The sequence below is a fragment of the Pseudomonas sp. nanlin1 genome (assembly GCF_045571515.1).
Lineage (GTDB): Bacteria > Pseudomonadota > Gammaproteobacteria > Pseudomonadales > Pseudomonadaceae > Aquipseudomonas.
Map to the genome: position 1 here is coordinate 5,226,480 of NZ_CP124218.1, position 26,277 is coordinate 5,252,756.

Consider the following 26,277-nt stretch of genomic DNA (forward strand, 5'->3'; position numbering starts at 1 on the left):
TCGCCTGACCGCCCATGACTATGACCCTACCCCGCCGCCCCCGCTGGCGCAGCCTGGCGCTGTTGGCCCTGTGCCTGGCGCCGCTGTTGTGGCCGCTGGAGCACTTGGCCGAACGCTATTACCGCAGTGAACTGGCCAGCCAGAACCGCCAAACCCTCGACCTGTACGTGGCCAACCTGCTCGGCACCTTGCACCGTTACGAGACCTTGCCGCAGATCCTGGGCAACCTGCCAGCACTGCGCGGGGCGTTGTCGGCGCCCGAGCAGGCCGATGCCCTGAACAACGCCAGCCGCTTGCTCAAGGACATCTGCGACCAGACCGGTGCCGAGGTGATGTACCTCATGGACACCAACGGCAAAACCCTTGCCGCCTCGAACTGGAATAAAAAAGACAGCTTCGTGGGGCGCAACTTCGCCTTCCGGCCTTATTTTAGCGATGCCATCGCTGGGCGCCTGGGGCGCTTCTTCGGCCTGGGCACCACATCGGCCAAGCGCGGGTACTTCTTTGCCGCCGCGGTGCGTGACGGCGAGCAAATCATCGGCGCGCTGGTGGTCAAGGTCGACCTCGACCACACCGAAACCCTATGGGGCAAAACCCCCGAACAGCTGATGCTGACCGACCATAACGGCGTGGTCATCCTTACCTCCCGCCCGGAATGGCGTTTTCGCGCCACCCGCGAGATGGGCGCCAGCGAGCGCGAGGCCATTAGTTCGATCCAGCCTTACCCGACCCTGGACCCGCAACCACTGGTCCTTGACCCTTCGGCCTGGCTGAGGCAAACCGTGGCGATCCAGGAAACCGGATGGAGCGCGAGTATTCTGGCGCCACGCACCTTGATCGATCGCCCCGTGCGCACGGTCCTCGCGGTAGGCACCGCGACCCTGCTGGTGCTTATGCTGCTGCTCAGCCTGATGATGCAACGGCGGCGCAACTACCTGGACCGCATCGCCCTCGAAGAGCGCGCCCGCCGCGACCTGGAAAAGCGCGTAGTAGAGCGCACCAGCGACCTCGAAGGCTTGAACAGCCGGCTTAAACAGGAAGTGCTGGAGCGCGAACACGCCCAGCAAGAGCTGGTGCAGGCCCAGGATGAGCTGGTCCAGGCCGGTAAACTGTCGGCGTTGGGCACCATGTCGGCCAGCATCAGCCATGAACTCAACCAACCCTTGGCGGCGATTCGCAGCTACGCGGAGAACGCCGAGGTATTGCTGAACCACCAGCGCACGGAAGACGCCCGCGGCAACCTCAAGTCCATCAGTGAATTGACCGGGCGCATGGCCTCGATCATCGCCCACCTGCGCGCCTTCGCCCGGCGCGACCGGCATGCCCTGGAAAGTGTCGCCCTGCAGCCGGCCCTGGATGACGCTTTGGCCTTACTGGCCAAACGTCGCCGGGCGATGGCCGTGGAACTGTACCGCGACCTGCCCGACGCGCCCTTGTGGGTGCAGGCCGGGGAAACGCGCTTGCGCCAGGTGTTGAGCAACCTGCTGGCGAACGCCCTCGATGCCCTGACCGAAAAGGCCACCCCGCGCTGCCTGTGGCTCAGCGCCGAGCAAACCGGCGATAGCGTCACCCTGACCATCCGCGACAATGGCCCCGGTTTCACCTCCGAAGCCCTGGCGCGCGCCCGCGAACCCTTTTTCACCACCAAGACCCGCACCCAGGGCCTTGGCCTTGGCTTGGCAATCTGCGATACGCTAATGCGTGCCCTGGGCGGCGAGCTGTCGCTGGCCAACCACCCCAAGGGCGGCGCGCTCTTGACCCTGCGCCTGCGCACCGCCGAGCCCGGCGTCAACCTGCAACCTCCCGAGGATCCCAGCGCATGACGGAACCCAGCCTCGACAGCAGCATTGAGGTCGTGCTGATCGACGATGACCCCCACCTGCGTCAGGCCTTGAGCCAAACCCTCGACCTGGCGGGCCTGAACATTCTGACCCTGGCGGACGCCAGCGGCCTGGCCGAACGCATCGAGCGCGATTGGCCGGGGGTGGTCGTCAGCGATATCCGCATGCCCGGCCTGGACGGCCTGCAGTTGCTTCAGGCCCTGCACAGCCAGGACGCCGAGCTGCCGGTGCTACTGATCACCGGCCATGGCGACGTGCCGCTGGCGGTGCAGGCGATGCGCGCGGGGGCCTACGACTTTCTGGAAAAACCGTTCGCCAGCGATGCCCTGCTCGACAGCGTGCGCCGCGCCCTGGCACTGCGCCGCCTGGTATTGGACAACCGCAGCCTGCGCATGGCCCTCAGCGACCGCCAAGAGCTAAGCGGGCGTTTGGTCGGGATGTCGGCGCCGATGCTGCGGTTGCGTGAGCAGGTGGGCGCCCTGGCCGCGACCAAAGCGGATGTGTTGATCCTCGGTGAGACCGGTGCCGGCAAAGAGGTCGTGGCGCGGGCCCTGCACGACCTGTCCAGCCGGCGCAACGGCCCGTTCGTGGCGATCAACGCGGGCGCCCTGGCGGAGTCCGTGGTCGAAAGCGAACTGTTTGGCCATGAGCCTGGGGCCTTCACCGGCGCGCAAAAGCGCCGTATCGGCAAGTTCGAGTTCGCCAACGGCGGCACGCTGTTTCTCGACGAAATCGAGAGCATGAGCCTGGACGTTCAGGTCAAGCTGTTGCGCCTGCTCCAGGAACGGGTGGTGGAGCGTCTGGGCGGCAACCAACAGATCCCGCTGGATATCCGCGTGATCGCCGCCACCAAGGAAGACCTGCGCCACGCGGCAGGTGAAGGGCGCTTCCGAGCCGACTTGTACTACCGTTTGAATGTCGCTTCGCTGCGCATCCCGCCATTGCGCGAGCGTGGTGAAGACGCCCTGCTGCTGTTCCAGCATTACGCCGATGCCGCCAGCGCCCGCCACGGCCTGCCGCCCCATGAGTTGCAGCCCGGGCACCGCGCGTTGCTGCTGCGCCATACCTGGCCGGGCAATGTCCGCGAGCTACAGAACGCCGCCGAACGTTTCGCCCTCGGCCTGGAGCTGGCCCTGGACAGCAGCGGTAACGGTACGGGTGCGCCCGACCTGCCCACCGAAGGCGGCCTTAGCGAACAGGTGGAAAGCTTCGAGCGCTCGCTGATCGCCGCTGAAATGGCCCGCCCGCACAGCTCGGTGCGCAGCCTGGCCGAGGCCCTGGGCATTCCGCGCAAAACCTTGCACGACAAATTACGTAAACACGGGCTGAGCTTTGGCAGCGGTGACGAACATGACTGAGGCCGCCTGTCTGCACCTGCAAAATGTTCTGCACCACGACATTCCGCTGACCCGCGAGCTGGGGCTGCAGGTCCTCAGCTGGGCCGATGGCAGCCTGCGCTTGCGGCTACCGCTGGCACCCAACGTCAATCACAAGAACACCCTGTTCGGCGGCAGCCTTTACTGCGGTGCCGTGCTGGCCGGTTGGGGCTGGCTGCATTTGCGCCTACGTGAAGCGGGGATCGAAGGCGGCCATATCGTGATCCAGCAAGCCCACATCACTTACCCGCTACCCGTGCGCGCCGACGCCATCGCCTGCTGCGATGCACCCAGCGATGAGCTGTGGCAGCGTTTCTTGCACACCTATGCCAAACGCGGCCGCGCTCGCCTAAGCTTGCCCACTTGGCTGCACGGCGAAGACGACCCCGCGCCGGCGGTGAGTTTTACCGGCCAGTACGTGCTGCACCGTTAATTTGCCAGCTCCAGCAGGCGTTGCCGCCAAGCGGCCGCCGCCGGCATGGCGAAAAAGTGCGGATTGAGCAGGGAGGCCCGGGCTGGGTAGGTGAACTGTTGCCCATCGACCTGTACTACCTCGCCCCCGGCCCCTTCAAGCACGCCTTGGGCGGCAGCCGTATCCCATTGCGACGTTGGCGCCAGGCGCGGGTAGCAATCGGCGGCGCCTTCGGCCACCAGGCAAAATTTCAGTGAGCTGCCCACGCTGGTCATCTCCAGCGGGCCCAGCGCGGCCTCCAACCCATTGAGCAGGCGCTCCTGCTCGGGGCTGGAATGGCGTCGGCTGGCAACCACGGTAAACGCCTGGCCCGCCGCGGGTGCGTTGCGCACACCAATGGCCTGCGCCTGGCTACCAGGGTCTTGCCGCCAGGCACCCAAGCCGGCGCCGCCGAAATAGCAGCGACCGTTGGTGGGCATCGCGACCACGCCGAACACCACCTGGCCTGCCTCGATCAGGGCGATGTTGACGGTAAATTCTTCGCTGCCGGCGATAAACTCCTTGGTGCCGTCCAGCGGATCGACCAGCCACCAGCGCTGCCAGCCTTGGCGCGTGGCCAGGGCAATGTCGCAGTCTTCCTCGGACAGGATCGGAATGTCCGGCGCCAAGGCCTGCAAGCCAGCGACGATCACATGATGAGCGGCCAGGTCGGCGGCGGTTACCGGGGAGTCGTCGGCTTTGCTCACGACCTCTACCCCGGCTCGCCAGAACGGCAGGATTGCCGCGCCGGCCTGGGCGGCCAACTCGATCACGGCCGGTAAAAGTGGGTGCTCGGCGCTTACGGTCACAGGCTGAACGCTCCACGCTGGATCAATACATCGCGCGCCAGAAACAACGCGGCCAAGGCGCGCCCTTCGGAGAACTGAGGGTGCTGCACCAGGCTGAGCAACTCGCGCAGGTTAACTTTGTCGACCCGCATCGGCTCTGGCTCATCACCTTCCAGGCGCTCTTCGTAAAGGTCCGTGGCCAGTACCACCTGGATCTTCTGGCTCATATACCCCGGCGATAACGACAGCTCGGTCAGGTGCTCCAGATGGCGGGCGCCGAACCCGGCTTCTTCCTTGAGCTCGCGGTCGGCCGCCGCCAGCACATCTTCGCCCGGCTCAATCAAGCCCTTGGGCAGCGACAGCTCGTACTCGTCGGTGCCGCCGCAATATTCCTCGATCAACACCGCGTGTTCGGCGTCCAGCATTGCCACGATCATCACCGCACCGTACCCATTACCACGCCCTACCAGCCGTTCGTAGGTGCGCTCGACGCCGTTGGAAAAACGCAGCTCAACTTGCTCAACGCGGAACAAACGGCTGCTGGCGACGATTTCGCGGGCGAGAACAGTGGGTTTTTGGCGCATGGGGGGCTCCTTGACGTTAACGGGTTACTATAGCGTGGCTTGCCATCGCATTGGCCACTCTTCAGACTGAGCGAGCCGTTCACTAGAGAATTTTCGTTATGCCCCGCCTGAATTGGAGCGACATCGACACCGTCTTGCTGGACATGGACGGCACCCTGCTGGACCTTCACTACGACAACCATTTCTGGCTGGAGCACTTGCCCCAGCGGTATGCCCAAGTGCACGGGGTCAGCCGGGCCATGGCCGAGCTGGAGTTGCAGCCGCTGTTCCAGAACAACGCCGGTCATCTGAACTGGTACTGCCTGGACTTCTGGAGCCGCGAGCTGAACCTGCCGATCCGTGAATTAAAGGTGGAGATCGCCGACCTGATCGCCTTGCGCCCCCATGCCGATACCTTTCTAGCGGCGATCCGTGACGCTGGCAAGCGGGTGATCATGATCACCAACGCGCACCGCGACTCCCTGTCGTTGAAGCTGGAGCGCATCGAGCTGGCGCCCTACTTCGAACGGCTGATCAGCTCCCACGACTACGGTTTCGCCAAGGAAAGCCCGAATTTCTGGAGCGCACTGCACGCCGACATCGGCTTCGACCCCGCGCGCAGCCTGTTTATCGACGACACCCTGCCCATTCTGCGCAGTGCGCGGGCCTTCGGCGTGGCGCATTTGCTTGCGGTGCGCGAACCGGACAGCCGCAAAGGCTATAAAGAAACCGAAGAGTTCGAGGCTGTCGACAGCTACCAAACACTCCTGGAAGGGCTGTAACACTGCGCTAACCCGCCCTTGGAGCAAAGATGGACATCAAGCAACTCAAATTCCTCATTGCCCTCGACGAGACTCGGCATTTCGGCCAAGCCGCGGCGCGCTGCCATATTACTCAGCCCACCCTGTCGATGCGCCTGCGCAACCTGGAAGACGAACTGGGCTTACCCCTGGTCAACCGTGGTCAGCGCTTTGAGGGCTTTACCGCCCCTGGCGAACGGATCCTGGCCTGGGCCAGAACCGTACTCGAAGCTTATGAAGGGCTGCAGGCCGAAGCCGCCGCGTGCCGTGGCCATCTGGTCGGCACCCTGCGTTTGGGGGTAGTGCCGCTGTCGAGCTTCGATCCCCTGCCACTGTTGCAAAAACTGCATGCCGCGCACCCCAACCTGCGCTTTGAGCTGAGCGCCCTGAGTGCGGAACAGATCCTCGAACAACTAGCGAGCAACCGCCTGGACTTAGGCATCTCGTTTCTCGACCGGCTTGATCCACAGCGCTTCGATTCTCTGGTGCTCAATGAAACCCGCATGGGCCTGCTCCACGACCAGCGTCATTACGACTTCGGCGAGCAACCCTTGAATTGGCATGCTTTGACCGAGCTGCCCTTGGGCATGCTGACCAGCGGTATGCACTTTCGCCAGTCCATCGACCAAGCCTTCCACAGCCGCGGCCTGCAGCCCAATGTGCTGCTGCAAACCGATGCCGTCCATCAGTTGTTGCAAGCCGTGCACGGCGGCCTTTGTTGCGCGGTGATGCCCCTGGACAGCGGCCTCGAGGCCCTCACCGAACACCTGCGCCTGCAGCCGATCGCCGACGCCCAAGTGCTGGCCCCGCTGGGGCTGATCATGCGTCGCAGCGCCCCACGCTCGGCCCTGGCCGAAGCTTGTTTCGCGTTGCATCTCGCGCAGTCAGTGCCGGCATGATCGACGCCGTCTATCGGCACATCGCCACTACTGATTAGACGATTGCCCAGCCGGCGCCTAAGCTAAAAGCTAGGTTTACTGCCGGTACGTATTCATGAATACCAAGCGCCCGGTCTGCAAGGCGCCCCTGGTCTCCTCGGCGCTGCCCCAGGCTAGTCAGAATTACAGTTACTACGACATCGACACCTCGGTGCCCGAGCACAACGCCCTGGCCGAAGAAGTGGCCCTGGCCATTGCCTACAACGGCATTAGCCAGGCCGTGATGCTGGTCAGCCCTACTGACCTGGAAGACTTTGTCGTGGGTTTCAGCATCGGCAGCGGCATTGTCGCGTCCGCTGACGAAATCTATGACATCAAGCTCAGTGGCAGCGGCTCGGCGCAGCAGGCCGAAGTGCAGATCGCCAGCCGCGCGTTCTGGAATCTCAAGACCCAGCGTCGGCAAATGGCCGGCACCAGTGGCTGTGGGCTGTGCGGGGTAGAAGCCGTCGAACAGGCGCTGCCCGACCTGGCCATATTGCCCGGTACCCCGCTGCCACCCGCCGCCTGGCTGGCAGGCTTGCGCCAGCGCATCGGCGCTTATCAGCCCCTGGGCCAGCATTGCGGCGCGGTGCATGCCGCTATTTTTATGGATAACCAGGGTCAATTGCGCTTAGGTCGGGAAGATATCGGCCGACACAATGCTTTAGATAAGCTCATCGGCGCCTTGATACGCGAGGGCATTGACCATCGCGGCGGTGTGGCGATTGTCACCAGCCGGTGCAGCCTCGAATTGATTCAAAAAGTACTTAGAGCAGGCATCCAGACACTGGTGAGCCTGTCGTCACCGACCGGGCTCGCGCTGCAGTGGGCCCGGCGGCACAAACTAAACCTCATACACCTGCCGCAACATAGCGCGCCCCGTGTATATAGCCCTGCGTTGGAGAATCAAGCGTGAGTATCCACCACCAAGCCGATAAAACCCCGACTCCACGCTACAAGCCCTATAAAGGTGCGGCCGGCGGCTGGGGTGCGTTGATCAGTGTGACCCAGGCGTGGCTGAGCAGCGACAACGCCCTGAAGAACCTGCGCACCATGCTCAAAACCAACCAGAATGGCGGCTTCGACTGCCCAGGTTGCGCCTGGGGCGACTCGCCGGAAAGCGGCATGGTGAAATTCTGCGAAAACGGCGCTAAAGCCGTGAACTGGGAAGCGACCAAGCGCCGCGTCGATGCCTCGTTCTTCGCCAAACACAGTGTCACCTCGTTGCTCGAGCAGTCGGATTACTGGCTGGAGTACCAAGGCCGGCTGACCGAGCCAATGGTTTACGACGCCGCCAGCGACCGTTACAAGCCCATCGGCTGGAACGAGGCCTATGCCTTGATCGCCGAACACTTGAACAGCCTGGAAAGCCCCGACCAAGCCGAGTTCTACACCTCCGGCCGCGCCAGCAACGAAGCGGCATACCTTTACCAATTGTTCGTGCGTGCCTTCGGTACTAACAATTTCCCAGACTGTTCGAACATGTGCCACGAAGCCAGCGGCGTGGCGCTGTCCCAAAGCGTCGGCGTGGGCAAAGGCACTGTGACGTTTGAAGACTTCGAACACGCTGACGCGATCTTCGTGTGGGGCCAGAACCCCGGCACTAACCACCCGCGTATGCTCGAACCGTTGCGTGAAGCGGTACAGCGTGGCGCGCAGGTGGTGTGTGTGAACCCATTGAAGGAACGCGGCCTGGAACGCTTCCAACACCCGCAGCACCCGATCGAAATGCTGACCAACGGCGACCGCCCTACCAACACCGCCTATTTCCGCCCGGCTTTGGGCGGCGACATGGCGCTGATGCGCGGCATGGCCAAGTTCCTGCTGCAGTGGGAACGCGAAGCCCAGGCGAGCGGCGGCACGCCGGTGTTCGACCATACCTTCCTTAATGAGCACACCGGCGGCGTGCTGGATTACCTGGCATCGGTGGACGCCACCACCTGGGAACAGATCGTCGAGCAGTCTGGGCTGTTGCTCAGCGACGTCGAACATGCCGCCCGCATGTACCTGGCGGGCAAGAACGTGATCATGTGCTGGGCCATGGGTATCACCCAGCATCGTCACTCGGTCGCGACCATTCAAGAAATCGCCAACCTGATGCTGCTGCGCGGCAACATCGGCCGTCCTGGTGCCGGTTTGTGCCCCGTGCGCGGCCACAGTAACGTGCAGGGCGACCGCACCATGGGCATCAACGAGCGCCCTCCGGCGTTCTTGCTCGACGCCCTGGAAAAGCGCTTTAGCTTCAAAGTGCCACGCGCCAATGGCCACAACACCGTGGAAGCCATCCACGCGATGCTCGAAGGCCGGGCCAAGGTGTTCATCGGCCTGGGCGGCAACTTTGCCCAAGCCACTCCGGACAGCCCACGCACCGCGCAAGCCCTGCGTCAGTGCCAACTGACCGTGCAAATCAGTACCAAGCTCAACCGCAGCCACCTGATGCATGGCCAGCAGGCGTTGATCCTGCCGTGCCTGGGCCGTACCGACATCGACCTGCAAGCCGACGGCGCGCAAGCGGTGACCGTGGAAGACTCCTTCAGCATGGTCCATGCCTCCAATGGCCAGTTGCAGCCGTTGTCGAAGCAGATGCGTTCGGAGCCCGCCATCGTTGCCGGTATTGCCGCCGCCACCCTGGGCAGCCAGCCGGTTGACTGGAACTGGTTGATCGCCGACTACAGCCGCATCCGCGACCTGATCGCCGACACCATTCCTGGCTTCAAGGATTTCAACGAGCGCCTGGAACACCCCGGTGGCTTCTACCTGGGCAACTCGGCCGGCTCGCGGCGTTGGAACACGGCCAGCGGCCGCGCCAACTTCAAACCTAACGGGTTGCCACTGGACCTGGTGCACGAGAGCGTGCGCGCCACCGGGCAGGTGCCGGACTTGATCATGCAGTCGATGCGCTCGCACGATCAGTACAACACCACCATCTACGGCCTGGATGACCGCTATCGTGGGGTCAAGGGCCAGCGTGACGTACTGTTCGTCAACGAAGCTGACATCATCCGCCTGGGCTTCAAACCGGGTCAGAAAGCCGACATCGTGGCAATCTGGAGCGATGGTGTGGAACGTCGAGTCAAAGGCTTTACCCTGTTGGCCTTCGATATTCCCGCCGGCCAGGCCGCTGCCTACTACCCCGAGGTAAACCCATTGGTGCCGTTGGAAAGCGTCGGCCATGGCAGCAGCACACCGACCTCGAAATTCGTCGCAATCCGCCTGGAAAACCCTAGCCCGACCGCCCGCATCGCCTGATAGCGGCAACCAAAAAAGGCCCTTTGCGCAATGCAAAGGGCCTTTCCGAATAGCTTAAGACCTCCATTCAGAATTAAAGTTTCTTATCCAAAACAATAACTTAGCTAACTGTGCGCAGGTCGTGCTATTCGTCGGTTTGGCGTTGTCAGGCGAGCCGCGTGGCGGCAAAGTCGCGCCGTCATCTCACTGAGAACACTCTATGAAGAAGTACTCCTCGATTCTTTTGTTGTCCCTTGGCTTGATCAGCGGCGTTGCGTCGGCTGGCGGCACTACCGAAGCAGGTGTAGGCGGAGCATTGGGTGGGGTATTAGGGGCAGTCGTGGGCGAACAGCTGGGCGGCGGCACTGGCGCGGCGATCGGGGCCGGCCTGGGTGGCGCAGCCGGGGGCGCTGTGGGCGCTGATCGGCGCAACCGTACCGAGGCTGCCCTGGGCGGTGGCCTGGGCGCTGCGGGCGGTAACGTCGTAGGCCGCAACGTCGGCGGCGTGACCGGCGGCCTGGTCGGCGCGGCGGCAGGCGGCGGTGCCGGCGGCGCACTGGGTAACTACATGGGTAGCACCAGCGACGATAACGAGCGGCGCTACCGCGACCGTGGCCGGGACGACCGCCACTGGCGCGGCCATGACCGGGGCCGACATATGGGCCACCGCAACAAGCATTGGCGCCATCGCTGAGCACGGCGTGGCTCGAAAGTCAGCCAACACTCAGCAACACTCGAATCAAGCGGCACCCGGCAAAATCCCCGATAGTTGAGCTTCGCAATTATCACGGGTGCCCACTATGCAGGATGCAATCGCTTCCGCCCAAACCTCACTACGCAGTGGCCTGATCCTACTGCCCTTCACGCTATTGGGCTGCACCGCGCAGCCCGATCTGAAAAACGCCTTCGAAACCCCTGAGTACCATGCCCAGCCGGGCCTAGGTGTGGTCAACGCGGCCTCGCTGTACGCCCGCGGTGGCACCGGCCAGGGGGTCGCGGTGGCCCTGGTAGACTCGGGCCTGGCCAGTGACCTGCCGGCCTTCAAAGGCCGCCTGGCCGACCCAGGCTTCGATTTCACCAGCGACAGCCCCGGCAGTGTCGACCACCATGGTCATGGTACGCAAATGGCTGGCATTCTGGCTGCCAACAAAGACAACCAGGGCATGCATGGCATTGCCTTCGAAGCACAACTCATTCCGCTGCGTTTCGGCGACGATAACGAGCCGTTTTTTTTCGATGGCAACATTGCCCGCGCCTGGCACTACGGCTTCGATAAAGGCGCACGCATTTTCAGTAATTCCTGGGCCAACGCCATCCCAGCCACCGCACTGACCGAAGCCCGCTATAGCCAGGTCATGCCAGAGTCCTTGGCCATGGCCCGTGACTTGGTAGGCCAAGGTGCAGTATTCGTATTCCCCACCGGCAACGAACTCAAACGCGAGGCCTTGGCCGAGCCAGGCCTACCGCTGGCCGTACCAGAACTGGAAAAAGGCTGGATCGCCGTCGTCGCCCTCAAAGCCGATGGCACCGCCATCAACGACAAGAGTAATTACTGCGGCGCCGCTGCGCCCTGGTGCATCGCCGTGCCAGGCGGCGACTCTGGCGCTGGCCACGGCCTGCTCACCACCAGCAAAAATGGCGAGTACGTCGAAACCGCGGGCACGTCGCCCGCCACCGCACTGGTAGCAGGCGCTTTAGCGGCACTGCAAAGCCGCTTCCCGGAAAAAAGCCCCCAGCAAATCCGCGACTTATTGCTCAGTACCGCCAAGCGCGACGGTATCTATGCCAATAGCGAAGCGTATGGGCGTGGGTTGATGGACCTGGAAGCAGCTTCGCGTTAGGTTCTGTACGTAAAGTGCCTGCGCGTCGATCATGCTGCGTTAAAAACAGGCTCGGAATGCTCATTGACAACCAGTCAACTCCGCTTCCTCGCCTGTTTTTGCCTTGCCTGATCGCCGCTCGGCGACTTTACGTGCAGAACCCAGTCCTGAAAAAACCCAGCCATAAAAAAACCGCCGGTGACCGGCGGTTTTTTTCGAGCCGTGCTGCGCCTTACAACTGCGGGCCAGCAGCCTTGATCGAGTCGCTCACGTCGAACTTCTTGAAGTTCTCGATGAACAACGAGGCCAAGCCTTTGGCTGCTTCGTCATAGGCCGCAGGGTCTGCCCAGGTGTTGCGTGGGTTGAGCAGGCTGGTATCGACCCCTGGAACGACTTTCGGTACGTCCAGGTTGATGATATCGAGGTGCTCGGTCTCGGTGCCGATCAACGCGCCGCTTTGGATAGCAGCAATCACGCCACGGGTAGTGGGGATATTGAAACGCTTGCCAACACCGTAGCCACCACCGGTCCAGCCTGTGTTGACCAGGTAGACCTTGGAGCCGAAACCACGGATACGCTTGATCAACAGCTCCGCGTATTCGCCAGCTGGACGTGGGAAGAACGGTGCGCCGAAGCAGGTGGAGAAGGTCGACTTGATGCCGCTACCCGAACCCATTTCAGTCGAGCCTACCAGTGCGGTGTAACCCGACAGGAAGTGGTAAGCCGCTTGTTCTTCGCTGAGAATCGACACAGGCGGCAGTACGCCGGTCAGGTCGCAGGTCAGGAAGATGACCGCGTTAGGCTCGCCACCCAGGTTTTTAGGGGCACGCTTTTCGATCAGCTCACGTGGGTAGGCCGCACGGCTGTTCTGGGTCAGGCTGTCGTCGGCGTAGTCAGCCTTTTTGTTGGCATCCAACACAACGTTTTCCAGCACAGCACCGTGCTGGATGGCTTTCCAGATGACGGGCTCGTTCTTCTCGGACAGGTCGATGCACTTGGCATAGCAACCGCCTTCGATGTTGAACACCACACCAACGCCCCAGCCGTGTTCGTCGTCACCGATCAGGTAACGGCTCTCGTCAGCTGAAAGCGTGGTTTTACCGGTACCCGACAAACCGAAGAACAGGGTAACGTCGCCGTCTTCACCCATGTTGGCGGCACAGTGCATCGGCAACACATCCGAGGCTGGCAGCAGGAAGTTCTGTACCGAGAACAGGGCTTTTTTCATCTCGCCGGCATAACGCATGCCCGCGATCAGCACTTTTTTAGCGGCGAAGTTGATGATGACGGTGCCATCGGAGTTGGTACCGTCACGCTCAGGCACGCACTCGAACTCAGGGGCGTTGAGGATCTGCCACTCGTCCTTGCCACCGGCATTGTATTGCTCGGGGTTGATGAACAGGCAACGGCCGAACAGGTTGTGCCAGGCGGTCTGCGTGGTCATCTTGACCGGCAGGTAGTGCGCCGGGTCGGAACCTACATGCACGTGGGAAACGAAGCGCTCGCGCTCGCCCAGATAGGCTTCGACGCGGTTCCACAAAGCGTCGAACTTGTCGGCAGGGAACTTGCGGTTGATCGGCCCCCAGGCGATTGCGGCCTGCGTGGTGGGCTCTTCAACGATAAAGCGATCGACTGGCGAACGCCCCGTACGGTGGCCCGTACGAACAACCAGTGCCCCAGTATCGGCAAGTTCGCCTTCACCGCGGTTCAGGGCTTCTTTAACCAGGTCATCAACACTGATATCGGTGTACACGGCGTTATTGGCTTGCGTCATGAGGTTCCCCATCGGCCACTGGCCGAGTGCTCCAAACGTTTTGTAGTAAGTTTACAACAACCACTACAGCTAAAAAGTGGGCTGGATTATGCCAGAAACGCCTAGAAATAGTAGGGGTCTCCCGTCTAAACGGCGGCTTACCGGCACCCACGCAATGGTTTAGCGATGCTAAACCCTTTCAGTGACGAGTATCTGACGGTGTCTGCGCAGTACCACTGGCGAACAGCTGCGTAATATCTGCGGCATCGAAGAGATAACGCTGATTACAGAACTGACAGTCGATCTCGACCGTACCGCCATGTTCCTGTAATAGCTGATGGGCATCTTCGGCCCCAAGACTGACAAGCGCGCGGGCCGAGCGTTCCCTGGAGCAACTGCAACGAAAGGCAATGGCCTGGGTGTCGAACAGGCGCACAGCTTCTTCGTGGTACAGCCGGTGCAGGATGGTTTCGTTGTTCAAGCCCAGCAGTTCCTCTGCTTGCAAGGTGCTGGCGAGCGCAGTGACGTGCTGCCAACCCTCCTCGCGCTCCTGCGGGTCTTTCACTTCATGGGCCGGCAGCTGTTGCAACAGCAAACCCCGCGCCCGCTTGCCGTCGGCATTCAGCCAGAACCGCGTGGCCAGTTGCTCGGACATGACGAAATAGTTGGTGAAACAGGCCGACAGGTCTTCGCCATCAAGGTCGACAATGCCCTGGTAGCGCTGGCCTTTGATCGGGTCAATGGTCATGGCCAGCGAGCCGTTGGGCATGAGGTCTTGCAACCTTGCGTTGGCGGCAATTCGCTCGCCGTCAAAGCGCGCCAGCCCGCGAATCTCGCGCTCACTGGAACATTCGATCATCAACAAAGAGACCGGCCCCTCGGACCGCGCCTGAAGAATCAGCAGGCCGTCGAACTTGAGCGTGCCGACCAACAAGGCGGCGGCGGCCATGAACTCGCCTAACAACTGTGCTACCGGCTCCGGGTAGGGATGCTTGGCCAACACTTCGGCGTAACTACGCTCAAGCGCGACCAGTTCACCCCGCACATCACTGTTGTCGAAAATAAAGCGCTGGGTGTGATCGGTTTCCGGGAAATCATGCATAGGCTTTGGGTATCTGAATAGGTGACAAAAAAAGTACGCGCGTTATCGAGGCCCGTTGCAGCATGAGGCTAAAACGCACACGCCGGCTCAATCGGGCCATTTTATGGACAAAGCGATACGGTTCCAAGCCAAGCTAAGGCGCTAGCATCGCTCGCCCCGTGGCTTTTTGGGTGACCACACGTCGGGTTCATTGCAAATCGCCACCACGGTCCTGGAATTGGTGAAACTGCCGCCGCTGTTTTTTGCTTGGCCGGCCATCAGTGGTCACCCCAAGCCCACCGGCCTTGCGTAAGGCGGCCGCCTGTTCACGCTTGGCAATGCTTTCTTCGGTCTCCGCATAGAGGGTTTGAGCCTCTGGAGCGCCTCGCCGAACCGCTGAGAGTGCCTTGACCACTACGATGCGCTCGTCGAACCCGTTGCGTATCTGCAAAGCGTCGCCCAAGCGCGGCTCCTTGCTCGGCTTGCAGCGCTCACCACGGCAATGCACCTTGCCACTTTCAATAGCCGCTTTGGCCAAGGCACGGGTTTTGTAAAAGCGTGCAGCCCAGAGCCATTTGTCCAGGCGAACTTTGTCGTCCTCTTCCTGTTTTTGCGTCACGCAAAACCTCCAATCAACCAGTTCCAAGAACTGTACTACCGAACCGGTCGGATGCAAGCTGACAACGCTTACCGGTACAGTAGGCCTCACATCGCGCCGCGCATTGAAAACACGCAAATGACATTTTTTTACAGTATTAACGACGATATTTATCGCCAGCGAGGCTGGTTTCTGCGTGAATGGCGCGCTTTCGATTCTGCCCCTTGAACGGCAGGCTATGCTGGTTGAATTTGCGACCTGTACGCCAGTCTGATCCCGCACAAGGGGTAACTAAATTGGCCCGACCCACTTGAATCCTGGTTATCCATCTTGAAGACATTTGACCACTTGACCGTGATTGGTCTGCGCGAGTGGGTCGCCCTGCCAGACTTGGGGGTCGCAGGCCTACGCGCCAAGATCGATACCGGTGCCAGCACCTCAAGCCTGCATGCGACACACATCGAACCCTTCGAACGTGACGGCGAGAAGTGGGTGCGCTTTACCGCGCACCTCGGTTCAGTCGTGCAATTGCGCCATCGGCGCTGCGAAGCACCGGTGGTGGCACGCAAAGTCATCAAGAGCTCCAACGGGCAATCCCAGGCCCGCTACGTGATCAAGACCAGCCTGGCGCTGGGCGATCGCGTCTGGGTGGTCGAATTCACTTTAGCCTGTCGAAAGGCTATGCGTTACCGCCTGCTACTGGGCTCAAAAGCACTGGTCACCGGGCAACTGGTGGTCAACCCGGCGCTTACTTATGTTCAAGACAAGCCGGCATTCCCGGCTACCACCCCTTCTGTAACAGGTGCTGCATGAAGATCGCTGTGCTGTCGCGCAACCCGCGTCTGTATTCCACTCGTCGCCTGGTCGAGGCCGGCACTGAGCGTGGCCATGAGATGGTGGTGATCGACACCCTTCGTGCCTATATGAACATCGCCAGCCACAAGCCGCAGATCCACTACCGTGGCAAGCCGCTCGAAGGCTTCGATGCGGTCATCCCCAGGATCGGCGCGTCGGTCACTTTCTACGGCTGCGCCGTGCTGCGGCAGTTTGAAATGATGGATGTGTTTCCGCTCAACGAATCGGTGGCCATTGCACGCTCCAGGGACAAGCTGCGCTCCCTGCAATTGCTCTCGCGCAAAGGCATCGGTTTGCCCATCACCGGCTTCGCCCACTCCCCAGACGACATCCCTGACCTGATCCAAATGGTCAACGGTGCGCCGCTGGTGATCAAAGTACTCGAGGGTACCCAGGGTATTGGCGTGGTGCTCTGCGAAACCACCAAGGCGGCCGAGTCTGTGATCGAAGCCTTCATGGGGCTAAAGCAAAACATCATGGTGCAGGAATACATCAAAGAGGCGGGAGGTGCGGACATTCGCTGCTTCGTGGTGGGGGACAAAGTCATCGCTTCCATGAAGCGGCAGGCCAAACCCGGGGAGTTCCGTTCCAATCTGCACCGCGGCGGCAGTGCCAGCCTGATCAAGATCACCCCGGAAGAACGCATGACGGCTATCCGCGCAGCCAAGGTGATGGGCCTCAGTGTGGCGGGGGTCGATATTCTGCGCTCCAATCACGGCCCGCTGGTGATGGAGGTCAACTCTTCGCCTGGGCTGGAAGGCATTGAAGTCACCACCGGCAAGAACGTCGCCTGCATGATCATCGAGCATCTGGAAAAAAATGGCGGGCCAAACATGACCCGTACTCGAGGGCGCGGCTGATTAAACGGCGTCTCGCGGCAACATCAGCCCCAGTGGCAGGCGAACCCGCGCTTCCAGGCCGCCGCCGGAGCGGTTACGCAATTCGACATTGCCGCCGTGCATGGCGGCAATTCGTTTAACGATCGCCAGGCCCAAGCCCGTGCCTTTGCCACTGCGTGCACGGTCCCCACGGATGAACGGGTCGAAAATCCCCGCCAGCTCTTCAGGCGCGATGCCTGCCCCGCGGTCAAGGACGCTCAGGACGACATAAGGCGCACTGTTGTCTCCCGAAACGTAAGCGGCTACCTCAACCCCATGGCCTGCGTGGTGCAGGGCATTACCAATCAGGTTAGTCAGCAGCCGCTTAAGCGATATACGCCGCAGGGGAAAAGGCGGAATGGGTTCCAGGCACAGCCTGACCTGCTCTTCAGCCTGGTTGAAAGGTTGCACGACTTCGCGCACCAGATCGCCCAGGTCGACTTCTTCGATGGTTTCATCGCGCCCATCGCGGATGAACGCCAGGAACTGGTCGAGGATAGCGTCCATGTCTTCGATGTCCCTGACCATATCTGTGGTCAGTTCGCTGTCGTGGGTCATCAGCTCCAGTGACAAACGCAGCCGTGTCAGCGGCGTGCGCAAGTCGTGGGACACCCCGGCAAGCATCAACTCACGCTCGCGGCCAGCTTGCTCGACGTCTTCGGCCATCTGGTTGAAGGCGCGATACACCTCGGTCATCTCACTGGGCGTATCGCTGATCGGCAACCTGACGCTGCGGCCTTGCCCCAGTTGCCTTGCGGCAAATACCAAACGCTTGAGGGGTTGGTTGAGTTGGCGCACGAAGATCCAGGCCGAAGCCGTGGAGAGCAGCCCAATGGCCAGGAACCAGCCCAGTACGCTCCAGATTTTTTGCCCGCGCAGCGGATGCGGGTAGAGCGGTACTTTAAGCCAGCCGGCCCCCAGGCTCGGAGCCCTTACCCACAGTGCGGGTGGCGCATGGACGCGCAAGCGCACTTCGGTGCTGTCACCCAACTCAGCCTGCATTTGCCTTTGGTAAATTTCGCTGTAGGGCCAGTGCTGCTCACCTTCGGGCACTCCTTCGCCCACCACGCGGATAAGCCCAGCGGCCTCGGCGATCTTGTCGCGGTCGTTTTCGTCGGCGGCCCAATAGGCACGCAGCGTCAACGCCACGCCGTGGCTGTATTGCCGATCCACCAGAACATCTTCGTTCATCAACAGGTAGACCAGGGTCAATGCCTTGGAGAAAAGCACGACGATCAATACGAGCCAGAGCGTTCGAGCGAAGAAACTCTGGGGGAACCACAATGGAGTTTTCATAGGTAACACAGCCACTGACTTTGCAGGAGCGAGCGAGGCTCGCAAATGTTGCAGACAACGAACCGCCCGCACCCCCTTTGCAATAAATTGCCAAGGGGGTGCGGGCGCTCCTACAACTCAACGATCACTTCACTTGCTGGCGTTACCGTCCGGCACGAATACGTAACCCACACCCCAGACCGTCTGGATATAGCGTGGTTTGGACGGGTCGGGCTCGATCATGCGGCGTAAGCGCGAAATCTGCACATCGATCGAGCGTTCCAGGGCGTCCCACTCCCGGCCACGGGCCAGGTTCATGAGCTTGTCCCGTGTCAGCGGCTGCCGTGCATTCATGACCAAAGCTTTGAGCACTGCGAACTCGCCCGTAGTGAGCATGTGCACTTCATCGCCACGCTTGAGCTCGCGCGTGGCCAGGGACAGCTCGTAGTCACCGAAAGTCACGCTTTCGTCTTCGCTACCGGGCGCACCTGGCACGGGTGCGGCCTGACGGCGCAAGACTGCCTTGACCCGAGCCATCAGCTCGTCGGGGTTGAAGGGCTTGGCCAGGTAGTCGTCGGCGCCCAGCTCCAGCCCCTTGATACGGCTCAGCTCATCACCCTTGGCGGTAAGCATGATGATGGGTACTTGGTTGTTCGCCGCACGCAGTCGGCGGCAGGCGGACAAGCCGTCTTCCCCAGGCAACATAAGGTCAAGCACTACCAGGTGGAAGACCTCACGCGCCAGAAGCCGATCCATTTGTTCGACATTAGGCACCCCACGGGCGCGATAGCCTTTGCTGGTGAAGAAGCGCTCCAGCAGGCTGCTCAACCCGGGGTCGTCATCCACAATGAGAATCTTCTCGCCTTCGGCTGTTTGTGCAGTACTGCTCATGAGTTACTCCTTTGATCCTGGCGCGCATTATGGCTTAGCCGCCGCCGGCTGTGACGTGTGCATTGTTAGCAGATTTTTCCCCGGCTGCCATCGGGCATCTGCGCATGAACCCATTGCTATGTTCGCCGTGAGCGGAAATGGCTGGGTATAATCCGCGCCTTTACGTCAGGCAGCGCCTGGCGCAGATTGTTCGCCCGCCTCGGCTGGCGGCTTTTGAATTCACAATTGTCAGGTGGTTTGTATGGACAGCATCAACAGCCGCATCGCCGAGGAACTCGGTGTACGCCCCCAACAGGTCGAAGCGGCCGTCGCTCTGCTCGATGAAGGCTCGACCGTGCCGTTCATCGCGCGTTACCGTAAAGAAGTGACCGGAAGCCTCGACGACACCCAGTTGCGCCACCTGGAAGAACGCTTGCGTTACCTGCGCGAGCTCGACGAGCGCCGCGTCAGCATCCTGGCCAGTATCGAAGAACAAGGCAAGCTGACCCCAGAGCTAGCCCGCGATATCAAGCTGGCGGACACCAAGACCCGCCTCGAAGACCTCTACCTGCCGTACAAGCAGAAGCGCCGCACCAAAGGCCAGATCGCCCTCGAAGCCGGCCTGGGCGAGCTCTCCGATGCCCTGTTCAACGACCCGCAACTGGCGCCCGAAAGCGAAGCGGCGCGCTTCGTCGACGCCGACAAAGGTGTGGCAGACACCAAGGCCGCCCTGGAGGGTGCCAAGTACATCCTCATGGAGCGCTTTGCCGAAGACGCCAAGCTACTCGACAAGCTGCGCAGCTTCCTCAAGCAGGAAGCCACCCTCAGTGCCCGGGTTGTCGCAGGCAAAGAAGAAGAAGGCGCCAAGTTCCGCGATTATTTCGAACACGACGAGCCGCTAAAAAGCATGCCGTCGCACCGGGCCTTGGCGATTTTCCGCGGGCGTAACGAAGGCATCCTCAGTTGCGCGCTGAAAGTCGGCGACGAACAGCCTGGCACAATGCACCCGTGCGAAATGATGATCGGCGAACACTTCGGCGTGAAAAACCAGAACCGCGCCGCAGATAAATGGCTAGGCGAAGTGGTGCGCTGGACCTGGAAGGTCAAGCTGTACACCCACCTGGAAACCGACCTGCTCGGCGAGCTGCGTGATAGCGCTGAAACCGAAGCCATCAATGTCTTCGCCCACAACCTGCACGACCTGCTCCTGGCAGCACCCGCCGGCCCCCGTGCCACCCTCGGGCTTGACCCAGGCTTGCGCACGGGCTGCAAGGTCGCGGTGGTCGACTCAACGGGCAAGGTACTCGATACCGCGACCGTCTACCCCCATGTCCCGAAAAACCAGTGGGACCAGACCATCGCCGTGCTGGCCGCCTTATGCGCCAAGCATGCAGTCGACCTCATCGCGATTGGCAACGGCACCGCCAGCCGCGAAACCGACAAACTAGCCGCCGAGCTGATCAAAAAATACCCAGGCTTGAAGATGACCAAAGTCATGGTCTCTGAAGCCGGCGCGTCGGTGTATTCGGCTTCCGAATTGGCTGCGCGGGAGTTTCCTGACCTCGACGTGTCGATTCGCGGTGCCGTGTCCATTGCCCGTCGCCTACAGGACCCGCTGGCCGAACTGGTGAAAATCGACCCCAAATCAATCGGGGTGGGCCAATACCAGCACGACGTCTCACAACTCAAGCTCGCTCGCGGCCTGGATGCCGTGGTCGAAGACTGTGTGAACGCCGTGGGCGTCGACGTGAATACCGCTTCGGTGGCCTTGCTGGCGCGTATTTCCGGCCTCAACGGCACGCTCGCGCAAAATATCGTGGCGCACCGTGACGAACACGGCGCGTTCAAGACCCGCGCAGCACTGAAAAAAGTCGCCCGGCTGGGCGAGAAAACCTTCGAGCAAGCCGCAGGTTTCCTACGGGTCATGAACGGCACCAACCCGCTGGATGCCTCGGCGGTGCACCCCGAGGCCTATCCGCTGGTGCAACGCATCGCGGCAGAAACCGACCGGGATATTCGCTCGCTGATCGGCGACAGTGGCTTTCTCAAGCGCCTGGACCCAAAAAAATTCACCGACGAAACGTTTGGCTTGCCCACCGTCACGGACATTCTGCAGGAACTCGAAAAGCCTGGGCGCGACCCCCGGCCTGAGTTCAAGACGGCCGAGTTCCAGGACGGCGTCGAAGACCTCAAAGACCTACAGCTAGGCATGATCCTCGAAGGCGTGGTGACCAACGTGACCAACTTCGGGGCCTTCGTGGACATCGGCGTTCACCAGGACGGCCTGGTGCATATTTCGGCGCTCTCCGAAAAATTCATCAAAGACCCGCGCGAAGCGGTGAAGGCCGGCGATGTGGTGAAGGTCAAGGTCATGGAAGTCGACATCCCGCGCAAACGCGTTGGCTTGTCGATGCGCATGGGCGACACCCCTGGCGAGAAGGTCGACGGCGCTCGTGGTAGCCGGCCTGGCAGTGCCCCGCGCCAAGCAGCGGCCCCGGCGCGCCAGAAAGAGACGCCAGCACCGGCCAACAATGCCATGGCCTCCCTGTTCGCAAACGCCAAGCAACTGAAGAAACGTTAACGGCACGGTTTTACCACCCAGGCGTAGACGCTTTACCGCGCCTGGGTGCAAAAAACCTACTTGTCAGACTTATCTGCCCTATAGCCCGGCAAACCGATCTGAGTTAATTTCGGAACTGCACAAGCGCGGTGCAATCAACAGCCGGAGCGTCCAGCTATTTAGTAAATTGCCGGTCAATAATTACGGTACCAGGCGACAACGCCGGTTCCTTTTGTCTTCACCCTTGCAGACCGTCAGTGCCACCCCCATATCGGGGCGACTGACGCGTGAAGGAATCCAACTTGAGCGAACTTCTCAACCGCCGCCTGAACCTGCTTGGCGAGCCCGCCAACCAGGCATTGCTAGCGCAATGCCTGCACGGTATCGAGCGCGAATGCCTGCGGGTCAACGCCGATGGCCGCTTGGCACAAACGCCGCATCCAGAGGCCCTGGGTTCCGCGCTGACCAACGAACAAATCACCACCGACTATTCCGAGTCGCTGCTGGAGTTCATCACGCCGGCCCTGACCGATCCAGCCAAGACCCTACAAAGTTTGGAGTCCATCCACCGGTTCGTTTACACCCGCCTGGGTGATGAATACCTGTGGAGCCCGTCGATGCCGTGCCCCCTGCCTGCCGAGGAAGACATCCCGCTGGCCTATTACGGCACCTCGAACATTGGCAAGCTCAAGTATGTCTACCGCCAAGGCCTGTCGCTGCGTTACGGGCGGACCATGCAGTGCATCGCTGGCATTCACTATAATTTCTCTCTGCCCGAAAAGCTCTGGCCATTGCTCAAGGCCGCCGACGGGTTTGTGGGCACCGATCGGGACTACCAATCATCGGCGTACATCGCCCTGATCCGTAACTTCCGCCGGTACAGCTGGTTACTGATGTACCTGTTCGGCGCCTCACCAGCACTGGACGCGGGTTTTCTGCGCGGTCGCGCCCACCAGCTGGAACAATTCGACCCGCAAACCCTGTACTTGCCCTACGCCACGAGCCTGCGCATGAGTGACCTGGGCTACCAGAGCAACGCCCAAGCTGGGCTCACGCCGTGCTACAACGACCTGGCCAGCTACACCGACAGCCTGCGCGAAGCCGTAGCTACGCCCTATGGCCCATATGTTGAAGTGGGTACGCACAAAGACGGCGAGTGGGTTCAGTTGAACACCAACATTCTCCAGATCGAAAACGAGTACTACTCCAACATTCGCCCCAAGCGGGTCACCTACACCGGCGAGCGGCCGATTCAGGCCCTCATGGCTCGCGGCGTGCAGTACGTGGAAGTGCGCTGCCTGGACATCAACCCGTTTCTACCGACGGGCATCGACCTCACCGAGGCGCGCTTCATTGATGCGTTCCTGTTGCTCTGCGCCCTGGACGAGAGCCCGCAGTTGGGCGGCTCGGAGTGCGCAAGTTGCACGCAGAACTTCCTCAGCGTGGTCAAGGAAGGCCGCCGCCCCGACCTGCACTTGATGCGCGACGGCCAGTCGGTCGAACTCAAACAGTGGGCCGCAGAGTTGCTCGACCGCATTGCGCCACTGGCGCAACTGCTGGACCAAGGCTTGGGCGGCGAGCAGCACGCTCAGGCACTGGCAGCACAACGGGCGAAAGTCCAAGACGCCTCCTTGACCCCCTCGGCCCAGGTATTGGCACAGATGCGCGAGCACCAGGAAGGTTTTGCCGACTTTTCCATGCGCATGAGCCGTGAGCACGCGGCGTACTTCCGTGAGCAAGCGCTACCGCCCCAGGAACTGGCCGAATTCGAGGAAAAGGCCCGGGCATCGCTGGTTGAGCAAACCGAGCTGGAACAGAACGAGGTGGGCGATTTCGATGTGTTTGTAGGCGCGTATCAGGCCAGTATTTTGGCGATCAGCCACTGACCTGATGAAACTCGGGGCGCAAGCCCCGATGGCCTACAGCGCCTTTTCAAAAATCTTCGAGTTACGCTGATAGTTGTACAGCGAGGCCCGCGCCGCGGGCAGGCGCTCAACGCCGCTGGGAATAAAACCGCGCTCGCGAAACCAGTGCGCGGTGCGGGTCGTCAATACGAACAAGGTGTTGAGCCCGAGCGCCCGCGCGCGCTCTTCGATGCGCTCGAGCAACTCGTCCCCGCGCCCGCCATGCCGGTATTCCGGGTTCACCGCCAGACACGCCAGCTCGCCAGTCTGAGAGTCGGCGATGGGGTAAAGTGCGGCGCAGGCGATGATCATGCCTTCGCGCTCTACCACACTGAACTGCGTGATCTCGCGCTCCAGCACTTCGCGCGAGCGGCGCACCAGAATGCCCTGCTCTTCCAATGGGCTGATCAAGTCCAGCAGCCCGCCGACGTCGTCGATGTTGGCCTCGCGTACCTGCTCGAACTGCTCCTGGGCCACCAGCGTACCGCCGCCGTTGCGGGTGAACAGCTCGGTCAGCAGCGCACCATCCTCGGCATAGCTGACGATATGGCTGCGAGTCACGCCGCCTTTGCAGGCCTGGGCGGCGGCATCCAGCAGTTCGCCTTGATAGTCGCTGCCCAAACGCAGCAGATGCGCGGGGACCTGCTGAGGGCGCAGCTCGCGGACCAACCGGCCATTTTCATCCAGCAAGCCAGGGTCGGCGCCGAACAACAGCAGTTTGTCGGCCGCCAGGTCGATGGCAGCGCGGGTAGCAACGTCTTCACAGGCGATGTTGAAAATCTCACCGGTGGGCGAATAGCCCAGGGGCGACAGCAACACAATGGAGCGCTCATCGAGCAGGCGGTTGATGCCCTTGCGGTCGACCCGACGCACCTCGCCGGTATGGTGATAGTCAACGCCTTCGAGTACGCCAATCGGCCGGGCCGTGACCAGGTTGCCGCTGGCCACGCGCAGGCGTGAGCCCTGCATGGGCGAGGAGGCCATGTCCATGGACAGGCGCGCCTCAATAGCAATACGCAGGTGCCCCACGGCGTCGATCACGCATTCCAGGGTCGGCGCGTCAGTGATCCGCAGGCCATGGTGGTAATGCGGTTCGAGGCCACGGGCCGCCAGACGGCTTTCGATTTGCGGACGTGAACCGTGCACCAGCACCAGGCGAACGCCCATGCTGTGCAGCAGTACCAGGTCGTGGACGATATTGCCGAAGTTGGGATGGTCGACGCCATCACCGGGCAACATCACCACAAAGGTGCAGTCGCGGTGGGCGTTAATGTAAGGGGAAGCGTGGCGAAGCCAGTTGACGTAGTCGGGCATAACCGCAGGGGCCTGTATGAAAGTAGGACGAAAAGCGTGAAAACTGCAGGCGCGTAAAGGTTATCGTCGGAACAGGCTTGGCAACACGCGCGCTCTCCTTAGTGCTGGAATACGGATGGCAAAGGGGCCAGTTTAGCCTGCCAGGTTTAAGTCGACTGGCTTCAGGCAGTAATGTTCGATCAGGTCACGCAATAGACGCACGGTAGGCTGCAAACGTGACATTTCCAGGTATTCGCCCGGCTGATGGGCGCAGGCGATGTCGCCTGGCCCCAGCACCAGAGTCTCGCAGCCCAAGCGCTGGAAGTACGGGGCTTCAGTGCCGAACGCCACGGCAGCGGCACGATGGCCCGTCAGGCGCTCTGCAACCCGGACCAACTCGGCATCGGCGGCCTGCTCGAAGGGCGGCACCTCGCCAAAGATCGGCCCGTAGTCGATCTGCACCGCATGCTGCTCAGCCAACGGGCTAAGCTTTTGCCGAATCGCCGCGCGCAGCACCTCCGGGTCCATGCCTGGCAACGGGCGCAGGTCAAACTCTAGCGAGCACTGGCCGCAAATACGGTTGGGGTTGTCGCCGCCGTGAATGCAGCCAAAATTCAGGGTCGGCTGCGGCACGCTGAACTGGCTATTGTTGTACTCGCGCTGCCATTGGGCACGCAGATTCATCAATTCGCCCATGGCACCGTGCATCGCTTCCATGGCGCTGTTACCCAGGCTCGGGTCGGATGAATGCCCGCTGCGCCCGAGGATATCGATGCGCTCCATCATCACACCCTTGTGCAGGCGGATCGGCTTGAGCCCTGTGGGCTCACCAATCACCGCCGCGCGCCCTAACGGCCGCCCGGCATCGGCCAGGGCACGGGCGCCCGCCATAGAGCTTTCTTCGTCGCAGGTGGCCAGGATCAGCAGTGGCTGACGGAAGGGTTGGCCGACCAACTCGCGAACCGCCTCGATCACCAGGGCGAAAAAGCCCTTCATGTCGCAGCTGCCCAAGCCGACCCAGCGGCCATCCACTTCGCTGAGTTTGAGCGGGTCGGTCTGCCACAGGGCTTCATCGAACGGCACTGTGTCGCTATGCCCGGCCAGGACCAGGCCACCGGGGCCACTGCCATAGGTGGCCAACAGGTTGAACTTGCCAGGCGCTACGGTCTGGATGTCACAGGCAAAGCCTAAATCGCCGAGCCAGGCGGCCAGTAAGTCGATCACGGCGCGGTTCGACAGGTCCAGGTTGGCCTGGGTGCAGCTCACCGAAGGGGCTGCGATCAGGGCGGCAAACTGGTCTTTCATGGACGGTAGCGGCATGTCGGTTCTCCCAGAGCGAGCGCCCATCATAGAGCCATTAGCGTCCGAGAATAAACCGTGCGCGGTTGACTCCTGTACACTGCACGGCCTTATCTAGTCAGCAGCG

The 26,277-nt window shown here is 61.6% G+C and carries 22 protein-coding genes; 13 read left to right on the forward strand and 9 right to left on the reverse strand.

All coding sequences use genetic code 11. From position 1 onward, the window contains the following. The first annotated feature begins 14 nt into the window (after positions 1–14). From QCL65_RS24090 to QCL65_RS24100, 3 genes are read left to right on the forward strand one after another with little or no spacing between them, the layout of a single operon-like run. Positions 15–1,823, forward strand: coding sequence for an ATP-binding protein (locus QCL65_RS24090; protein WP_407313352.1), 1,809 nt, complete (start codon positions 15–17; stop codon positions 1,821–1,823). Continuing rightward, on the forward strand, positions 1,820–3,199 hold the full coding sequence (locus tag QCL65_RS24095; protein ID WP_407313354.1) for a sigma-54-dependent transcriptional regulator: 1,380 nt from the start codon (positions 1,820–1,822) through the stop codon (positions 3,197–3,199). Before QCL65_RS24090 ends, QCL65_RS24095 begins: the two co-directional genes overlap by 4 nt. Then, positions 3,192–3,650, forward strand: coding sequence for a thioesterase domain-containing protein (locus QCL65_RS24100; protein WP_407313356.1), 459 nt, complete (start codon positions 3,192–3,194; stop codon positions 3,648–3,650). The genes QCL65_RS24095 and QCL65_RS24100 overlap by 8 nt, the downstream gene beginning before the upstream one ends. On the opposite strand, the gene cysQ is transcribed toward QCL65_RS24100, so the two are convergent. Together cysQ and nudE are read right to left on the reverse strand one after the other, a co-directional pair. After that, positions 3,647–4,477: a 3'(2'),5'-bisphosphate nucleotidase CysQ gene (gene cysQ, locus QCL65_RS24105; protein WP_407313358.1), complete on the reverse strand. Its 831-nt coding sequence runs from the start codon at positions 4,475–4,477 to the stop codon at positions 3,647–3,649. The genes QCL65_RS24100 and cysQ overlap by 4 nt on opposite strands. Continuing rightward, a complete protein-coding gene (gene nudE, locus QCL65_RS24110; RefSeq protein WP_407313360.1) occupies positions 4,474–5,040 on the reverse strand; it encodes an ADP compounds hydrolase NudE in 567 nt (188 codons plus the stop codon). The genes cysQ and nudE overlap by 4 nt, the downstream gene beginning before the upstream one ends. 98 nt (positions 5,041–5,138) lie before the next feature. On the opposite strand from nudE, the gene yrfG reads away from it, so the two are divergent. The 6 genes from yrfG to QCL65_RS24140 all read left to right on the forward strand — a co-directional run bounded on the left by yrfG (position 5,139) and on the right by QCL65_RS24140 (position 11,805). Continuing rightward, complete coding sequence (gene yrfG, locus QCL65_RS24115) at positions 5,139–5,801, forward strand: GMP/IMP nucleotidase (RefSeq protein ID WP_407313362.1); 663 nt, start codon at positions 5,139–5,141, stop codon at positions 5,799–5,801. 29 nt (positions 5,802–5,830) lie between these two features. Continuing rightward, positions 5,831–6,718: a LysR family transcriptional regulator gene (locus QCL65_RS24120; RefSeq protein ID WP_407313364.1), complete on the forward strand. Its 888-nt coding sequence runs from the start codon at positions 5,831–5,833 to the stop codon at positions 6,716–6,718. A 94-nt stretch (positions 6,719–6,812) separates the two neighbouring features. After that, a complete protein-coding gene (fdhD, locus tag QCL65_RS24125) occupies positions 6,813–7,652 on the forward strand; it encodes a formate dehydrogenase accessory sulfurtransferase FdhD (protein ID WP_407313366.1) in 840 nt (279 codons plus the stop codon). Next, positions 7,649–9,985, forward strand: coding sequence for an FdhF/YdeP family oxidoreductase (locus tag QCL65_RS24130; protein ID WP_407313369.1), 2,337 nt, complete (start codon positions 7,649–7,651; stop codon positions 9,983–9,985). Before fdhD ends, QCL65_RS24130 begins: the two co-directional genes overlap by 4 nt. A 199-nt stretch (positions 9,986–10,184) precedes the next feature. After that, on the forward strand, positions 10,185–10,658 hold the full coding sequence (locus QCL65_RS24135; RefSeq protein ID WP_407313371.1) for a hypothetical protein: 474 nt from the start codon (positions 10,185–10,187) through the stop codon (positions 10,656–10,658). A 106-nt stretch (positions 10,659–10,764) separates the two neighbouring features. Further along, a complete protein-coding gene (locus tag QCL65_RS24140) occupies positions 10,765–11,805 on the forward strand; it encodes a S8 family peptidase (protein ID WP_407313373.1) in 1,041 nt (346 codons plus the stop codon). Positions 11,806–12,016: 211 nt separating this feature from the next. Here the strand turns inward: QCL65_RS24140 and QCL65_RS24145 are convergent, their stop codons facing one another. From QCL65_RS24145 to QCL65_RS24155, 3 genes are all read right to left on the reverse strand, one after another. Then, a complete protein-coding gene (locus QCL65_RS24145) occupies positions 12,017–13,558 on the reverse strand; it encodes a phosphoenolpyruvate carboxykinase (protein ID WP_407313376.1) in 1,542 nt (513 codons plus the stop codon). 178 nt (positions 13,559–13,736) lie between these two features. Further along, positions 13,737–14,639 (reverse strand): Hsp33 family molecular chaperone HslO, encoded by a 903-nt coding sequence (gene hslO, locus QCL65_RS24150; RefSeq protein WP_407313378.1) that lies wholly within the window; start codon positions 14,637–14,639, stop codon positions 13,737–13,739. Positions 14,640–14,826: 187 nt separating this feature from the next. Beyond that, the gene (locus tag QCL65_RS24155; protein WP_407313380.1) at positions 14,827–15,237 is read right to left on the reverse strand and encodes an RNA-binding S4 domain-containing protein; all 411 of its coding nucleotides are present in this window, start codon (positions 15,235–15,237) and stop codon (positions 14,827–14,829) included. Positions 15,238–15,579: 342 nt separating this feature from the next. On the opposite strand from QCL65_RS24155, the gene QCL65_RS24160 reads away from it, so the two are divergent. After that, on the forward strand, positions 15,580–16,029 hold the full coding sequence (locus tag QCL65_RS24160) for an ATP-dependent zinc protease (protein ID WP_407317005.1): 450 nt from the start codon (positions 15,580–15,582) through the stop codon (positions 16,027–16,029). Continuing rightward, the gene (rimK, locus tag QCL65_RS24165) at positions 16,026–16,931 is read left to right on the forward strand and encodes a 30S ribosomal protein S6--L-glutamate ligase (protein WP_407313382.1); all 906 of its coding nucleotides are present in this window, start codon (positions 16,026–16,028) and stop codon (positions 16,929–16,931) included. Before QCL65_RS24160 ends, rimK begins: the two co-directional genes overlap by 4 nt. Here the strand turns inward: rimK and QCL65_RS24170 are convergent, their stop codons facing one another. After that, positions 16,932–18,245: an ATP-binding protein gene (locus QCL65_RS24170; protein WP_407313384.1), complete on the reverse strand. Its 1,314-nt coding sequence runs from the start codon at positions 18,243–18,245 to the stop codon at positions 16,932–16,934. A 129-nt stretch (positions 18,246–18,374) separates the two neighbouring features. Further along, positions 18,375–19,115 (reverse strand): two-component system response regulator OmpR, encoded by a 741-nt coding sequence (ompR, locus tag QCL65_RS24175; RefSeq protein ID WP_407313386.1) that lies wholly within the window; start codon positions 19,113–19,115, stop codon positions 18,375–18,377. A gap of 241 nt (positions 19,116–19,356) precedes the next feature. Here ompR and QCL65_RS24180 point away from each other — a divergent pair, with 241 nt between their 5' ends. Beyond that, on the forward strand, positions 19,357–21,675 hold the full coding sequence (locus QCL65_RS24180; protein WP_407313388.1) for a Tex family protein: 2,319 nt from the start codon (positions 19,357–19,359) through the stop codon (positions 21,673–21,675). 281 nt (positions 21,676–21,956) lie between these two features. Further along, the gene (gene gshA / locus QCL65_RS24185; protein WP_407313390.1) at positions 21,957–23,540 is read left to right on the forward strand and encodes a glutamate--cysteine ligase; all 1,584 of its coding nucleotides are present in this window, start codon (positions 21,957–21,959) and stop codon (positions 23,538–23,540) included. Positions 23,541–23,573: 33 nt separating this feature from the next. Here gshA and argA read toward each other — a convergent pair whose 3' ends face one another. Both argA and argE read right to left on the reverse strand, forming a co-directional pair. After that, on the reverse strand, positions 23,574–24,872 hold the full coding sequence (gene argA, locus QCL65_RS24190; protein ID WP_407313392.1) for an amino-acid N-acetyltransferase: 1,299 nt from the start codon (positions 24,870–24,872) through the stop codon (positions 23,574–23,576). A gap of 132 nt (positions 24,873–25,004) precedes the next feature. After that, a complete protein-coding gene (argE, locus tag QCL65_RS24195; protein ID WP_407313394.1) occupies positions 25,005–26,171 on the reverse strand; it encodes an acetylornithine deacetylase in 1,167 nt (388 codons plus the stop codon). Positions 26,172–26,277 lie beyond the last annotated feature (106 nt).